Annotated in this window: 16 protein-coding genes and 1 other RNA gene; 9 read left to right on the forward strand and 8 right to left on the reverse strand. The window is 65.3% G+C overall.

Annotated features, from left to right (window positions below; genetic code table 11):
- Positions 1-4: 4 nt before the first annotated feature.
- Together L8F96_RS01280 and ssrA are read right to left on the reverse strand one after the other, a co-directional pair.
- Positions 5-685, reverse strand: coding sequence for a prolyl hydroxylase family protein (locus tag L8F96_RS01280; RefSeq protein WP_046410137.1), 681 nt, complete (start codon positions 683-685; stop codon positions 5-7).
- A 130-nt stretch (positions 686-815) separates the two neighbouring features.
- Positions 816-1,165, reverse strand: a transfer-messenger RNA (tmRNA) gene (ssrA, locus tag L8F96_RS01285).
- A gap of 60 nt (positions 1,166-1,225) precedes the next feature.
- Between ssrA and L8F96_RS01290 the strand changes: the two genes are divergently transcribed.
- On the forward strand, positions 1,226-1,657 hold the full coding sequence (locus L8F96_RS01290) for an RrF2 family transcriptional regulator (protein ID WP_046410136.1): 432 nt from the start codon (positions 1,226-1,228) through the stop codon (positions 1,655-1,657).
- 24 nt (positions 1,658-1,681) lie between these two features.
- Here L8F96_RS01290 and mscL read toward each other — a convergent pair whose 3' ends face one another.
- Positions 1,682-2,134, reverse strand: coding sequence for a large conductance mechanosensitive channel protein MscL (gene mscL / locus L8F96_RS01295; RefSeq protein WP_125944456.1), 453 nt, complete (start codon positions 2,132-2,134; stop codon positions 1,682-1,684).
- Positions 2,135-2,242: 108 nt separating this feature from the next.
- Here mscL and L8F96_RS01300 point away from each other — a divergent pair, with 108 nt between their 5' ends.
- The 7 genes from L8F96_RS01300 (at position 2,243) to L8F96_RS01330 (ending at position 8,262) form a co-directional block, all read left to right on the forward strand.
- Positions 2,243-2,821: a LemA family protein gene (locus tag L8F96_RS01300; RefSeq protein ID WP_046410133.1), complete on the forward strand. Its 579-nt coding sequence runs from the start codon at positions 2,243-2,245 to the stop codon at positions 2,819-2,821.
- Between the two features lie 127 nt (positions 2,822-2,948).
- The gene (locus L8F96_RS01305; RefSeq protein ID WP_241212510.1) at positions 2,949-3,779 is read left to right on the forward strand and encodes a TPM domain-containing protein; all 831 of its coding nucleotides are present in this window, start codon (positions 2,949-2,951) and stop codon (positions 3,777-3,779) included.
- Positions 3,773-4,450, forward strand: a complete 678-nt coding sequence (locus L8F96_RS01310; protein ID WP_417158921.1) for a TPM domain-containing protein — start codon at positions 3,773-3,775, stop codon at positions 4,448-4,450. Before L8F96_RS01305 ends, L8F96_RS01310 begins: the two co-directional genes overlap by 7 nt.
- Before the next feature lie 2 nt (positions 4,451-4,452).
- On the forward strand, positions 4,453-4,974 hold the full coding sequence (locus tag L8F96_RS01315; protein ID WP_046410130.1) for an NUDIX hydrolase: 522 nt from the start codon (positions 4,453-4,455) through the stop codon (positions 4,972-4,974).
- Positions 4,975-5,046: 72 nt separating this feature from the next.
- Positions 5,047-6,387, forward strand: a complete 1,341-nt coding sequence (locus L8F96_RS01320) for a PQQ-dependent sugar dehydrogenase (protein WP_334654683.1) — start codon at positions 5,047-5,049, stop codon at positions 6,385-6,387.
- A gap of 115 nt (positions 6,388-6,502) precedes the next feature.
- Positions 6,503-7,804 carry an alkaline phosphatase family protein gene (locus tag L8F96_RS01325; protein ID WP_334654685.1) on the forward strand — a complete coding sequence of 434 codons (1,302 nt, stop codon included), beginning with the start codon at positions 6,503-6,505 and terminating at the stop codon, positions 7,802-7,804.
- Positions 7,805-7,812: 8 nt separating this feature from the next.
- The gene (locus L8F96_RS01330) at positions 7,813-8,262 is read left to right on the forward strand and encodes a MaoC family dehydratase (protein WP_334654687.1); all 450 of its coding nucleotides are present in this window, start codon (positions 7,813-7,815) and stop codon (positions 8,260-8,262) included.
- Positions 8,263-8,312: 50 nt separating this feature from the next.
- Here the strand turns inward: L8F96_RS01330 and L8F96_RS01335 are convergent, their stop codons facing one another.
- The 5 genes from L8F96_RS01335 to petA all read right to left on the reverse strand — a co-directional run bounded on the left by L8F96_RS01335 (position 8,313) and on the right by petA (position 12,475).
- On the reverse strand, positions 8,313-8,921 hold the full coding sequence (locus tag L8F96_RS01335) for a hypothetical protein (protein ID WP_136452005.1): 609 nt from the start codon (positions 8,919-8,921) through the stop codon (positions 8,313-8,315).
- 79 nt (positions 8,922-9,000) lie between these two features.
- Positions 9,001-9,594 (reverse strand): adenine phosphoribosyltransferase, encoded by a 594-nt coding sequence (locus L8F96_RS01340; protein ID WP_082103223.1) that lies wholly within the window; start codon positions 9,592-9,594, stop codon positions 9,001-9,003.
- Positions 9,595-9,723: 129 nt separating this feature from the next.
- Positions 9,724-10,566, reverse strand: a complete 843-nt coding sequence (locus tag L8F96_RS01345) for a cytochrome c1 (RefSeq protein ID WP_046410122.1) — start codon at positions 10,564-10,566, stop codon at positions 9,724-9,726.
- A gap of 25 nt (positions 10,567-10,591) precedes the next feature.
- Entirely contained in the window at positions 10,592-11,878 is a 1,287-nt protein-coding gene (locus tag L8F96_RS01350) for a cytochrome b (protein WP_046410121.1), read from the reverse strand.
- A gap of 12 nt (positions 11,879-11,890) precedes the next feature.
- A complete protein-coding gene (gene petA, locus L8F96_RS01355) occupies positions 11,891-12,475 on the reverse strand; it encodes a ubiquinol-cytochrome c reductase iron-sulfur subunit (RefSeq protein ID WP_046410119.1) in 585 nt (194 codons plus the stop codon).
- A 199-nt stretch (positions 12,476-12,674) separates the two neighbouring features.
- Here petA and L8F96_RS01360 point away from each other — a divergent pair, with 199 nt between their 5' ends.
- On the forward strand, positions 12,675-13,133 hold the full coding sequence (locus L8F96_RS01360) for a tRNA (cytidine(34)-2'-O)-methyltransferase (RefSeq protein WP_334654694.1): 459 nt from the start codon (positions 12,675-12,677) through the stop codon (positions 13,131-13,133).
- Positions 13,134-13,148: the final 15 nt, after the last annotated feature.

Consider the following 13,148-nt stretch of genomic DNA (forward strand, 5'->3'; position numbering starts at 1 on the left):
GACGTCACGCCGCCGGGGTCCAGGGCGCTTCGCGGAACCATTTGGTGATGATGTACTTCACGCCCTCCGACACCGACGTCCCCTCGTGCAGGGTCGCGGTGTTGGGGCTGCCATCGGGGTTCATGTTGTTCCAGGCGAGCAGCGTGCCCCGCTTTGGCTTCACGCGCACGCCGGCCTGTGGAAACCATGTCGCGCCGCCCTCGTCGACGTCGTTGAGGAAGATCATCGCGGTCCACACGCGCTGCCCGCCGGACGCCTTCATAGACGGCCAGTAGCTTTCGCCCTCGTGAAAATAATCGTGATGCGCCTTGAAATACTGACCGGGGGCGTAGCGTTGCCCCTGCATCGTCTCGCCCCAGGCAGGGTCAATGCCCAGCAGGTTGGCGAGGCCCACGTCGATCGGCTCGATATCGGGCGCGCGGCGGTTCATGTCGCAGCTTTCCGACGTGCGGAACGAGCTGTCGCCGCTGTCCGACAACAAGGTCGAGGGGCGCCGATTAGCGTCGATCATCGCGACCAGCCGCTTGCACGTCGCAACGTCCAGATAGTTCGGAATCTTCCACGCCGCCGCTTGCTCGCTGGGCAGCCGGATCGATCGGGGGTCCGCATCAAGCCGTGCTGCCACCGCAGCGCCGATCGCGGCGCGGTGAGCGGAAGGATGACCGGGTACGCTGGTGATCGCCATGACGTCTATTTGCGCGCCAGTCCGGCGATAGCAAGACGAAGGTCGATCGGGGATCGGCGACACGCCTTCGAACAGCGGGCCGAACGGAACGGGTGGGGAGCTTCTGTTGCCCGGCGCTCCCCGTGCCGCTGGAATCCGCTTCTGTTGCCCGGTGCGGTCCAACCGCGCTATTTTGGTGTAACCTTAGGCCGTTAAGCCGTCAGGTTACGCCGCAATCGCGAGTGCTTCGTTATCGTTGGCACTTGTGTATGGGCCGTCACGGTGGTCCCATTCCGAGCAAAAACCAGCGCTTTTCAACACACGTCGATCCTGGTTCGGCCCCGTCAACGTCCCTGCTGAAAGCAGAAGCGATGGTGGAGCCGCCGGGTACTGCCCCCGGGTCCGCTGTGCCTATTCTTCGCCGGCGTTTATCGCCATAGCCGCGGGGCAAGCCCCGCGAGCCCGACCCATATAGGATGGCGGACAGAAAGTTGGAAGGGCTAGAAAGTTGGCCGGCGCGCCTTCCAGTCGCCATAATGCGGGTGCATATAACAGGGTATCATGCTTACCCAGCGTTCCCGTTACGGCCTCCGCTCGATGATCTTCCTCGCGACGACACCGGCCGGCGGCCCGCCCGTGCCGATGAACCGCATCGCCGTAGAGGCGAATGTGCCGCGCAAGTTTCTTGAGCTGATCCTCGCCGATCTGCGCGATGCCGGGTTGCTGCACAGCCATCGTGGCAAGATGGGCGGGTACATGCTCGCCCGGCCAGCACACCTCATCTCCCTGGGCGAGATCATCCGCGTGATCGAAGGGCCGCTCGCGCTGGTGCCCTGCGTGAGCCGCACCGCTTATCGCCCCTGCAAGGACTGCAAGAGCGAGGCGGACTGCGCCATCCGGCACGCGATGGCGCGGGTTCGCGACGAAACCGCACGGATCCTCGACGGCACCAGCCTGGCCGACGCGACGGCAGAGGAGATGGCCGCGGCCTGAGCAGGCTGCGGCCGCCCCCGGCGATCATGCAGGGGGACGCGCCTTCAGTTCGTCGCGGATCTCGCGAAGAAGCGCGATTTCAGCCGCTTCTGCCTTCGGCTCCTCGGCCGCCTGCGCCTTTTCCTTCTCGAACATGGCCATCGCGCGGTTTACCGTCCGCAGCAGCATGAAGATGATGAAGGCGACGATCAGGAAATTGACCGCCTGCGTGACGAAGGCGCCATAGCCGATCAGCGGCACGCCGGCCTGCTTCAGCGCGACATAATCGGTGGAGCCAGCGAGGTTCGGCGGAATCTTGCCCAGCGGTATGAAATAGCTCGAGAAATCGAGCCCGCCGAAGATCCGGCCGATGATCGGCATCAATACGTCTTCGGTCAGGGAGGTGACGATCTTCCCGAATGCGGCGCCGATGATCACCGCTACGGCGAGATCCAGCACGTTGCCCCGCGCGATGAACGCCCGGAATTCCTTGAGCATGGCTCATCCCTTCATCGTTTCCGCGACGATATCGGGGCATTGCCCTATCGCCAAGAGCGCACACCGTCCTATATTGATCATACAGTGTTTTCTTGGAGACCCACGCCCATGACGTTCCGTCCCCTGCTTCTTGTCGCTGTTTCCGCGAGCCTCGCCGGCTGCGGCATCAACAGCGTGCCCACCGCGGAGGAGAATGCCAAGGCGCGCTGGGCTGATGTGCAGAACCAGTACCAGCGCCGCGCCGATCTGATCCCCAACCTGGTGTCAACCGTGAAGGCGGCCGGCGCGCAGGAGAAGGAGATCCTGACCGAGGTGACCCAGGCCCGCGCCTCGGCCAACCAGATCCAGGTCTCGCCCGAGGAGCTGAGCGATCCGACCAAGATGCAGGCATATCAGCGCGCGCAGGCCGGCCTGACGCTGTCGCTGCAGCGGCTGCAGGAAGCGTATCCGGAGCTGAAGAGCCAGGGCAATTACACCACCCTGATGAGCCAGCTCGAGGGTACCGAGAACCGGATCACGATCGCGCGCAACGACTACAACACCGCGGTGCAGGAATATAACACCAGGATCCGCACCTTCCCGGATGCGATCGGCGCCAAGATCTTCTACGGCGCGAAGCCGATGGTGCCGTTCGCCGCGACGACGCCGGGCGCGGAGACAGCCCCCAAGGTCGATTTCGGGGCCTGATCACCGAATGACCATCTCCGTCCCCGTTCGTTGGAATGCCGGATCGTTCGTCGCAGGTGTCGCTGCCAGCACCGGCGGATTGACCCCGTTGGTGCTGCGCGCCTGGATCGTCCGGCTGCTTGCCGCGATGATGATGGTGCTGGCGTTCGTCGCCAGCCCGTCATCCGCGCAGACCTTCCCGAAGTTCACCGGGTTCGTCGTCGATGCCGCGAACGTCCTGCCACCCCAGGTGGAGGCGGACCTGACCACCAAGCTCGACGCGCTTCAGCGTGACACGAAGCGGCAGCTGGTGGTGGTCACGGTACCTAGCCTCGAGAATTATCCGGTCGAGGAATATGGCTACAAGCTGGGACGCGAATGGGGCGTCGGCCTGAAGGATGTCGACAATGGCGCCATCCTTCTCGTCGCGCCGAACGAGCGCAAGGTGCGCATCGAGGTCGGTTACGGGCTGGAACCCTTCATCACCGATGCACTGTCGAGCGTGATCATCAACCAGGCAATCCTCCCGCGCTTCAAGGCGGGTGACCTGCCGGGCGGCATCGCGGCGGGCACCGATGCGCTGGTGACTCAGCTGCGCTCCTCGCCCGAGGAGGCGCAGGCGCGGCTCGATGCGGCGGTGAAGCAGTTCGATCAGGCCAACAAGGCGCAGCGCACCGGCGGCGACGGCGTGCCGATCGGCATCGTCTTCTGGGGCATGGTCGCGCTCTTCGTCTTTCTGTCGGTCGCGCGTCGTCGCGGCGGTGGCGGCAAGCGCTATCGCGGCGATGGCAGCGGCGCTCTCCCGGTCGTGCTCTGGTCGATCGCCAACGAGATTGGCCGAGAGGCCGGCCGTGGCGGCTGGGGCGGTGGCTCCGGCGGCGGCGATTGGGGTGGCGGCGGTGGCGGCTGGGGTGGCGGCGGCTTCGGCGGCGGCGGCGGTGGCGGCTTCGGCGGCGGCGGCGCCTCGGGGGATTGGTAATGCATCTGAGCCCCGAAGATCATGCGGCGGTAACCGCTGCGGTTAAGGCTGCCGAAGCGAATACGAGCGGGGAGATCGTCACGATCGTCGCCGGCCGGTCGGACAGCTATGTCGACATCGTCGTCCACTATGCCGCGCTCGCCATGCTGCTGGTGCTGGCCGTACTGGCGACCTTTCCGGAATGGGTCGATCACCTCCACGCGCTGATCCGCGATCCCTGGACCGATCATGTCTCCACCGGCGCGGCGCTCACCATTGCGACCGCGCTGGCGGCGCTGGCCTTTGTTGCGGTTCGGCTGATCCTGACGGCTGCGCCGCTTCGGATCGCGCTGACGCCGCGCGCGACCAAGGCGCGCCGCGTGCGCCGCCGGGCGCTGGCGCTGTTTCGCGCCTCCGCGGAGCATCGCACGATGGCGGCCACCGGCGTGCTCCTGTACCTGAGCCTCGCCGAGCATCGCGCGGAGATCATCGCGGACGTCGGTATCCACGAGCGTGTGTCGCCCGACGTCTGGGGCCATGCGATGGCGGCGCTGATTGCTGGCGTGAAGGACGGCCGCGCCGGCGAGGGCATGGCCGCGGCGGTCGAGGAGATCGGCGTCGTGCTGGCCGAGCATTTCCCCCGCAGCGGCAGCAATCCGAATGAGCTGCCCGACCGCCTGATCGAGCTCTGACGATGGCAGATGAACCGCCCGCCACGATGTGGGAAGGCCGCTTCATCAAGGTGCTGAAGCAGGGGCCGTGGGAATATGCCGCGCGGTCAGGCGACATGCAGGCCGCGGTCATCCTGGCGATCACCGACGCAGACGAGATCGTTCTGGTCGAGCAGTACCGCGTCCCCCTCGGCCGCCGCTGTCTTGAGCTTCCCGCCGGCCTGGTGGGTGACACCGATGCGGGCGAGGATGTGGCGGATGCCGCCGTGCGCGAGCTGGAGGAAGAAACCGGCTACCGCGCCGGTGCGATCGACATCATCGGTGAGTTCAACTCATCGCCCGGCATGGTCAGCGAGGGCTTCACGCTGGTGCGCGCGGGCAACCTTAGCAAGGTGGGTGATGGCGGCGGCGACGAGCATGAGCAGATCACCGTCCATCTCGTGCCGCTGGCCGAGGTGAAATTCTTCGTCGACGCCAAGCGCGCAGAAGGCGTCGCGATGGACGTGAAATTGCTCCTGCTGCTGGGCGATCAGCTTCTGCGCTGACGCAGCGGTCGCTGGCGGGGCGAAGCATCTCCCCCCTTCCCCGCCCTGCGGCGTCAGTCTATCTCACCGCGCATGCGCAAACACATCCTGATCGTGCTTGGCCTGATCGTCCTGGTGGCGGTGGGCATTTTCGCCTGGCTGAGCTGGCCCGACAAGGCGCGGCTCGATGTGCAGGAGGTGACCGGGCAGCGTCCAAACATCACCGCGCCGCGCAGTCAGATCATCCCGACCGTCAAGGTTGCCGATGCGATCGGCTGGCCGGCGGGTGCGAAGCCGACGCCGGCGGCGGGCCTTAAGGTCGAGCGTTTCGCCGACAATCTCGATCACCCCCGCTGGATGTATCGCCTGCCCAATGGCGACATCCTGGTGGCAGAGACCAACTCTCCGCCGCGCGGGCGCAGCTTCGTCGATCGTGTCATGCGGTACCTGATGGGGCGTGCGGGCGCGGGCGTACCGTCGGCCAACCGCATCACGTTGCTGCGGGATGAGAATGGCGACGGCCGCGTTGATTTCCGGTCGGAATTCATGACCGGCCTGAACTCGCCCTTCGGCATCACGCTGTTCGACGGGCATCTGTACATCGCCAACACCGATGCGCTGGTGCGCGTGCCCTATGAGGAAGGCGCCACCAAGATCACCGCCACACCGGAAGTCGTGGTGAAGCTGCCGGGCGGGGAAAACCATTGGGCGCGCAACGTCATCCCGGCGGAGGACGGCCGCACGCTGTACGTGTCGGTGGGGTCGGCCTCCAACGTCGCCGAAAAGGGCCTCGATCTGGAGCGTCGTCGCGCGGTGATCCTGCAGGTGTGGCCGAAGGAAAAGACCTCGCGCATCTATGCCGCAGGCTTGCGCAACGCCAATGGCATGGCGATCAATCCGCAGTCGAACCAGCTGTGGACCGTGGTCAACGAGCGCGACATGCTCGGCTCCGACATCGTCCCCGATTACCTGACCGCCGTCGAGCTCGGCGACCATTTCGGGTGGCCGTGGTATTATTGGGGCGGCTATCCGGACAAGCGCGTGGAGCCGGGCAACCCGCAGCTTCAGCAATATTCAAAGCGCCCCGACTATGCGCTGGGGCCGCACGTCGCGGCGCTGGGCCTCACCTTCGCAGGTGACGTGAAGCTGGGTCAGCGGTTCAACTATGGCGCGTTCATTGGCGAACATGGTTCGTGGAACCGCGTGCCGCCGTCTGGCTACAAGGTCGTCTTCGTGCCCTTTACCGACAAGGGCTGGCCGGTGCCCGGCTCCAAGCCCGTCGACGTGCTGACGGGCTTCCTCGACGCGGACGGCAAGGCGATGGGCCGCCCGGTGGGGGTCATCGGCGATCGTACCGGCGCCATGCTGGTCGCGGACGATGTCGGCAACGTCATCTGGCGCGTTACGCCGGCGGACGCACCGGCGGCGCGCTGAGGCTTCGGTGACGCGATGGAGTGCCGCTGATCGCGGCCTCCATCCGGCGGGCAAATTCGCCTGCTGTAACAATGCTGCGCAAGACAGGAGCGGTGACGCGAGCTAACGGGGCGCCATGATCCGTCGACTCGTTCCTGCCTTCGCTGCTCTGACCGCCCTCGCCGGTTGCGCCTATCCCGAGACGCCGCCGGCCCTCCCCTCCGCAACCGCGCCGGCTGGTGTGACAAGCGCCGCCATCGAAATGCAGCGGGCACCCGTCACGATCCTCATCTCGATCGACGGTTTTCATCCCGATTATCTGAAGCGTGGTCTGACGCCGAACCTGTCGCGTCTCGCGGCGGGGGGCGTGACAGGGCCGATGCGCCCCTCTTTTCCCTCCAAGACCTTTCCCAATCACTGGACCATCGTCACCGGCGTACGTCCCGACCGGCATGGCATCGCCGCCAACATGATGGAGGATCCCAGTCGCCCGGGTGAGGTCTTCACCATGGCGAGCGACGATCCCTTCTGGTGGAACGCCGTGCCGCCGATCTGGGTGACCGCGGAAGAGGCCGGCATTCCGACCGCCTCGATGTTCTGGCCCGGCTCGAACGTCGCTTGGGGCGGCGCGCGCGCGACAGCCTGGCCGAACGATATTACCGGCGGCACCCGGCCCTATGACTGGCAAGCCTTCAGCCAGCAGCTTCCCGGCGACAATCGCGTGCGCCAGGTGATCGACTGGATGCGGCGTCCGGCCGCCAGCCGCCCGCGCTTCGTCACCACCTACTTCGACGTGGTCGATACGGAAGGACATCGCAACGGGCCGAACTCACCAGGCGTGAACACCGCGCTTGCCGAGGTGGATCGCCAGATCGGCGCCTTGGTGGAGGGCCTTGCCGAGCTGGGGCAGCCCGCCAACCTCATCATCGTATCAGACCACGGCATGTCGCAGACGTCGAGCGAGCGCGTGGTCGCGCTTGACCGCATCGTTCCCGCCACCGACGCGCGCGTTGTCGAAAGCGGCCCCTATGCGACCTTCGCGCCGCTGCCCGGCCGCGATGCCGCCGTCGCGGCGGCGTTGCTCAAGCCGCACGCCCATATGGAATGCTGGCGCAAGGAGGCGATTCCGGCCCAGTTCCATTATGGCCAGAACGTCCGCGTTCCTGCGTTCCTGTGCCTCGCCGAGGACGGCTGGGAGCTTCAGAAGACGGCACCGACCATGACGTACACGCGCGGCAACCACGGCTTTGACCCTTATGCGCCCAGCATGCAGGCGCTGTTCATCGCCAACGGCCCCGCGTTCGCCCCGGGGAAGAAGGTCGGCGCCTTTGACAATGTCGCCGTTGCCCCCCTGCTTCGTACATTGCTCGGCCTGCCCGCCGACCCTACGCTGGACAGCACGGATGCGGTGTTCCGCCCGGTGCTACGGCGCAGATAGGAGAGGCAATGCAATATTTCGAAGACATCGAGGTCGGTGCGCGGGCAAGTTTCGGCAATTACAAGGTAACGCGCGAGGAGGTCGTCGACTTCGCATCGCGCTACGACCCGCAGCCCTTTCACCTGTCCGACGACGCCGCCGCCCAGACCCATTTCGGGCGGCTGTCCGCCAGCGGGTGGCACACCTGCGCGATCGTGATGTCGATGATCGTGGAGAACGGGAAGCGCCACCCGTCTGCCGGGCTGGGTTCGCCGGGGATCGACGAGCTTCGCTGGGTCAAGCCGGTCTATCCCGGGGATACGCTTCGCTGCGAGACCGAGGTGATCGAAAAGCGCCAGTCGCAGTCGCGGCCCGAGATGGGCATTTTCAAAAGCCGGATGAGCGTCTTCAACCAGGACGACGTCGTGGTCATGACCATGGTATCGAACGGCCTGATTGCCACGCGACCGGCGACCTAGCTGACCATCACCAATGCCTGCCGCGCGCGCCGTTCAGCGCGCGGGCGGGATCACTGTGGGCGGGTGACGGGGCGGTCGGCGCCGCGCCCTGGCCCACCCCGGTTGCCGAAGCCACCCGGCCGGGGGCCTTGCGGACGACCGGCACCGGGCTGGCGACCGGGGTTCTGCGGACGATTATATCCCGGAGTGTTCCAGGGATTTGGCCGCTGGCCCGGGGCGGCGCCGGGCGGGCGCGGCCGCCCCGGACGCACGGCATCGGGATTGCCCGGGCGACCCGAACCCCAGTTCGGCCGCCCGGGGCGGTCGGGACGATTGAAGCCACCCCAATCGGGTCGACGATTGGGCTGGTTCCAGCCAGGCCTGCTCTGCCAATAGCGTCGCTGCGCATTGTTCCAGCGCCGCGGGCGACGGTACTGATCGTACACATAGACGCCGGTGCCGGGATAATAGAAATTGTCGTACCAGCCGAAGGTGCCGCCCAGCCCGACGCCATAGGGTGCACCGCCGTAATAATAGGGGTCCCCGTAATAGGGATCGCCATAATAGCCCGAGCCGTAGCCGAGACCGACGCCACTATAGCCATAGCCATCGGTACAGGCACTCGAGGCGAAACCAAGGGCCGAGATGATGGCGATCAGCCCTGCACGCTGCCAGTTCATGGCATCCTCCTACAACAGCGGAGAAGCGGCTGATACGCGCCGCCAATTTATCGACAACGACAAGCGGTCGGCGAAGTTCCTAATGGCCCTCGAAGGCCACCAGGGCATGCACATCCACCCCGTCCTTCCGTAGCGCGTCGGCGCCGCCCAGCTCGGGCAGGTCAACGAGGAATTGTGCCTGGACGACCCGGGCCCCCGCCTTGCGCAACAGGCGCACGGCGGCGCGCGCCGTCCCGCCCGTGGCGATCAGATCGTCGACCAGCAGCACGCGTGCGTCGGGGGCGCAGGCGTCTGCGTGCATCGCGATCCGATCCTGCCCGTACTCCAGGGCATAATCCTCCGCGATCGTGGCACCCGGCAGCTTGCCGTCCTTGCGGATCAGGAGCACGCCCGCATTCAATCGATCGGCGAGCGCACCGGCGAACAGAAAGCCCCGCGCCTCGACCCCGGCGACCAGATCAACCGGACCGGGAGCTGCCGCTGCCATCCGCCCGACGCAGCTCGAAAAGCCGCAACGATCCAGCAGCAGCGTGGTCACGTCACGAAACTGGATACCCGGCTTCGGGAAGTCCGGGATGGTCCGGATCAGCGCCTTCAGATCGGCATTATCGGCGTTTGCCGCTGCGACATGGCGGCTGGCCGCGCTGATCTCAGGGCTCTCGTTCGTGCTCATACGGCGGGTCATGCGCTCGCACCGAAGCGACCGCAAGCCGCACAACAAAAAAGCCCCGGCCGCGAATGGCGACCGGGGCTTTCTCGCTATCGATCCCGGCCGGCGTGCCCGGGATCGTTCTGGTTCAGCTCAGTGCTTAACCCCGCGCCAGACGTTCTGGTACGCGCCCCAGGTCAGGAACACGAAGATCGCGAGGAAGATGATCGCGGCAAATCCTGCGGCGTGACGCGATTCCAGGTTCGGCTCCGCGGTCCAGGCGAGGAATGCCGACACGTCCTTCGACATCTGCTCCTTGGTCGCCGGCGTGCCGTCCTCGTAGGTCACCTGCCCGTCGGCCGTGATGGGCGGCGGCATCGCGATGTTCAGGTTCGCGAAGTACGGGTTGTAGTGAAGGCCCTGCGGCGTCTTCGCGTCCGGGAACTTACGCAGCAACTCTGCCGGCTGGTTCTGATAGCCGTCCAGCAGCGACGCAACGTAATTGGCGCCATCATGACGAGCCTTGGTGATCAGGGACAGATCAGGCGGCAGCGCATTGTTGTTGGCCGCACGCGCCGCGACCTCGTTCGGGTACGGGCTCGGGATACGGTCAGACGGGATGTTCTTCCGCGTCATCGCTTCGCCCGTGTCCGGGTTCACGCTCGGCTGCTCGATCGGCCACGCCTGGGCAAGCGCCTTCACCTGGCCCTCGCTGTAGCCGAGCTGCTCGAAGTCGCGGAACGAGACATACTTCAGGCTGTGGCAGGCGGCGCAAACCTCCTGGTAGACCTTGAGGCCACGCTGCAGCTGCTGCTTGTCGAACTTGCCGAACAGGCCAGCGGAGGAGAGCCCCGCATCCTTGGGATGGAGGTGGAACTCATGTTCGGCGGTCTCCGGTGCCGGATCACTGATCGCGGTGGAAACCGTCCCGAACAGCGCGATACCGAGCACGAAGACGAATCCCGCGCCGATCAGGAGTGCGATGGTACGAACCATTTTCTTTCAATTCCCCCGTATCGGCTCAGTGTGCCAGCGCGGTCTGTGCAGGCGAGGTTCCGCCATGCTTGGCAAGCACCGCCTCGGTGATCGAATTCGGCAGCGGGCGCGGACGCTCCGAGCGCGAGACGATCGGCAGGATGATCAGGAAGTGCGCGAAGTAATAAGCCGTCGCGATCTGACCGATGATGACGTTGCGAGCATTCGCTTCCGCGCCACCGATATAGCCCAGGACCAGCACGTCGATTGCGAGCACGGCCAGGAACCAGCGGTACGTCGGACGATAGTTGGCCGAACGAACCGGCGAGCTGTCGAGCCACGGCAGGAAGAACAGCAGCAGGATCGAGCCGAACATCGCCAGCACGCCCCACAGCTTGCCCGTCAGGATGAAGTCCGCGGTGAAGCTCTTCAGGATCGCGTAGAACGGCAGGAAGTACCATTCCGGAACGATGTGCGCCGGCGTCGAGAGCGGGTTCGCCTCGATGTAATTGTCCGGGTGACCCAGCATGTTCGGCGAGAAGAAGATCAGCGCCGCGAAGACCAGGAAGAACACGGCAACGCCGACGCCGTCCTTGGCCGTGTAATACGGGTGGAACGGAACGGTGTCCTGCTCACCCTTCACGTCGACGCCGGTCGGGTTGTTCGAACCCGGGATGTGCAGCGCCCAGATGTGCAGGATGATGACGCCCGCGATGACGAACGGCAGCAGATAGTGCAGCGAGAAGAACCGGTTCAGCGCAGCATTATCCGGCGCATAGCCGCCCAGCAGCAGCACGCGGATCGGCTCACCGACCAAGGGAATGGCCGAGAAGAAGCCGGTGATCACCTGCGCACCCCAGAAGCTCATCTGGCCCCACGGCAGCACGTAGCCCATGAAGGCGGTCGCCATCATGAGAAGGAAGATCACGACACCCAGCAGCCACACCATTTCGCGCGGCGCCTTGTACGACCCGTAATACAGGCCGCGGGCAATGTGGATGTAGACCACGGCGAGGAACATCGAGGCGCCGTTGGCATGCGCATAGCGCAGGAACCAGCCGCCGTTGACGTCGCGCATGATGCTTTCGACCGAGCCGAAGGCGACCAGGCTGTTAGGCGCATAATGCATCGCCAACACGATGCCCGTCACGATCTGGCACACCAGCGCCAGGCCGGCGAGCACGCCGAAGTTCCAGAAATAGTTGAGATTGCGCGGCACCGGATAACCGGCGCCAACAGCGTTGTAGACGAGGCGCGGCAGCGGCAGCTTCTCGTCCATCCACCGCATCAGCGGCTGCTTTGGCTCATAATGCTTGGCCCAGGGAAAGCTCATCTGTGTGCTACCTCAACCGACCGTCACGACGGTGTCGGACGTGAATTCATATTCGGGAACGACGAGGTTCGTCGGTGCGGGACCGGAGCGGATGCGGCCGGCAGTGTCATAGGCAGAGCCGTGACACGGGCAGAAATAGCCGCCGAACGGCCCCTTGTTCTCGCCCTCGCCCGCACCCAGCGGCACGCAGCCCAGGTGGGTGCACACGCCCAGGGTGATCAGCCAGTTCTTCTTGCCCGACTTGGTGCGTTCCTCAAGCGTCTGCGGATCGCGCAGATCGCTCACCGGAACGGCATCGGCCTCGGCAATTTCCTTCGGCGTCAGATTGCGCACGAACAGCGGCTGCTTGCGGAACGTCGACTTGATCGACTGACCCGGCTCGATCTTGCTGATGTCGATCTCAGTCGTCGACAAAGCCAGCACGTCGCCCGACGGGTTCATCTGGTTGATCAGCGGCAGGACGATAACGCCCGCGCCGACGCCAGCCCATGCAACAGCCGCGATATTGATGAAATCTCTACGACGGGGATCGTGCCCGTCTTCCGCTTCAGGCGTTGGGTAATCGCCCGGAGTAATTGTGTTGTCAGCCGTCGCCATTCACCAACCCTTGTCCAACCGGCCCCGGCGGGGAACGCGCATTTGGAAAGAGCCTCCCCGACGCCCGCCTTTTTTCCCCATCGCCCCGCGGGGTCGGCGGGTTGATAGCTTCGCACCCTGCGCCTGCCAATGGTGATTTTGCGATCATTCACCGGCGCTTCATCATGGCGGCACGGCTCACCATTGCTAAAGCATTGCCATGCGACTTGCGCTTTACGAACCGGACATCGCCGGCAACGTGGGAACGATCCTGCGCACCGCCGCCTGCTTTGGCGTTCCCGTCGACCTCATCGAACCAATGGGTTTTCCGTGGAGTGACAAGGCGTTACGCCGCTCCGGCATGGACTATCTTCCGGCCGGGCAGGTCACGCGGCACGTCGATTGGCCGACGTTCAACAAGGAGCGTGACGGCCGGCTGGTGCTTGCCAGCACGCGCGGCGCGACCGACCTGTGGGACGCCCGTTTTGAACAGTCGGATATCCTGCTTTTCGGCAGCGAAAGCGCTGGCGTACCCGACGAGGTGCATGCTTGTGCCGATTTGGCGGTGCGGATTCCCCTGCTTTCGGGCATGCGATCGCTCAATGTGGCAGTCAGCGCGGGAATCATCCTTGCCGAGGCGCTGCGCCAGCTCAGGCATGCTGAGGCGCCTGCACGGTAGGACATTCTGGCACCT

The organism is Sphingomonas panaciterrae, assembly GCF_036890205.1.
Taxonomy (GTDB): domain Bacteria; phylum Pseudomonadota; class Alphaproteobacteria; order Sphingomonadales; family Sphingomonadaceae; genus Sphingomonas; species Sphingomonas panaciterrae.

What these genes read in the sequence shown, in the direction of transcription:
- L8F96_RS01280 (WP_046410137.1), bottom strand. Translation starts at nt 685, where the DNA reads ATGGCGATCACCAGCGTACCCGGTCATCCTTCCGCTCACCGCGCCGCG.
- L8F96_RS01290 (WP_046410136.1), top strand. Translation starts at nt 1,226, where the DNA reads ATGCTTACCCAGCGTTCCCGTTACGGCCTCCGCTCGATGATCTTCCTC.
- mscL (WP_125944456.1), bottom strand. Translation starts at nt 2,134, where the DNA reads ATGCTCAAGGAATTCCGGGCGTTCATCGCGCGGGGCAACGTGCTGGAT.
- L8F96_RS01300 (WP_046410133.1), top strand. Translation starts at nt 2,243, where the DNA reads ATGACGTTCCGTCCCCTGCTTCTTGTCGCTGTTTCCGCGAGCCTCGCC.
- L8F96_RS01305 (WP_241212510.1), top strand. Translation starts at nt 2,949, where the DNA reads ATGATGATGGTGCTGGCGTTCGTCGCCAGCCCGTCATCCGCGCAGACC.
- L8F96_RS01315 (WP_046410130.1), top strand. Translation starts at nt 4,453, where the DNA reads ATGGCAGATGAACCGCCCGCCACGATGTGGGAAGGCCGCTTCATCAAG.
- L8F96_RS01320 (WP_334654683.1), top strand. Translation starts at nt 5,047, where the DNA reads ATGCGCAAACACATCCTGATCGTGCTTGGCCTGATCGTCCTGGTGGCG.
- L8F96_RS01325 (WP_334654685.1), top strand. Translation starts at nt 6,503, where the DNA reads ATGATCCGTCGACTCGTTCCTGCCTTCGCTGCTCTGACCGCCCTCGCC.
- L8F96_RS01330 (WP_334654687.1), top strand. Translation starts at nt 7,813, where the DNA reads ATGCAATATTTCGAAGACATCGAGGTCGGTGCGCGGGCAAGTTTCGGC.
- L8F96_RS01335 (WP_136452005.1), bottom strand. Translation starts at nt 8,921, where the DNA reads ATGAACTGGCAGCGTGCAGGGCTGATCGCCATCATCTCGGCCCTTGGT.
- L8F96_RS01340 (WP_082103223.1), bottom strand. Translation starts at nt 9,594, where the DNA reads ATGAGCACGAACGAGAGCCCTGAGATCAGCGCGGCCAGCCGCCATGTC.
- L8F96_RS01345 (WP_046410122.1), bottom strand. Translation starts at nt 10,566, where the DNA reads ATGGTTCGTACCATCGCACTCCTGATCGGCGCGGGATTCGTCTTCGTG.
- L8F96_RS01350 (WP_046410121.1), bottom strand. Translation starts at nt 11,878, where the DNA reads ATGAGCTTTCCCTGGGCCAAGCATTATGAGCCAAAGCAGCCGCTGATG.
- petA (WP_046410119.1), bottom strand. Translation starts at nt 12,475, where the DNA reads ATGGCGACGGCTGACAACACAATTACTCCGGGCGATTACCCAACGCCT.
- L8F96_RS01360 (WP_334654694.1), top strand. Translation starts at nt 12,675, where the DNA reads ATGCGACTTGCGCTTTACGAACCGGACATCGCCGGCAACGTGGGAACG.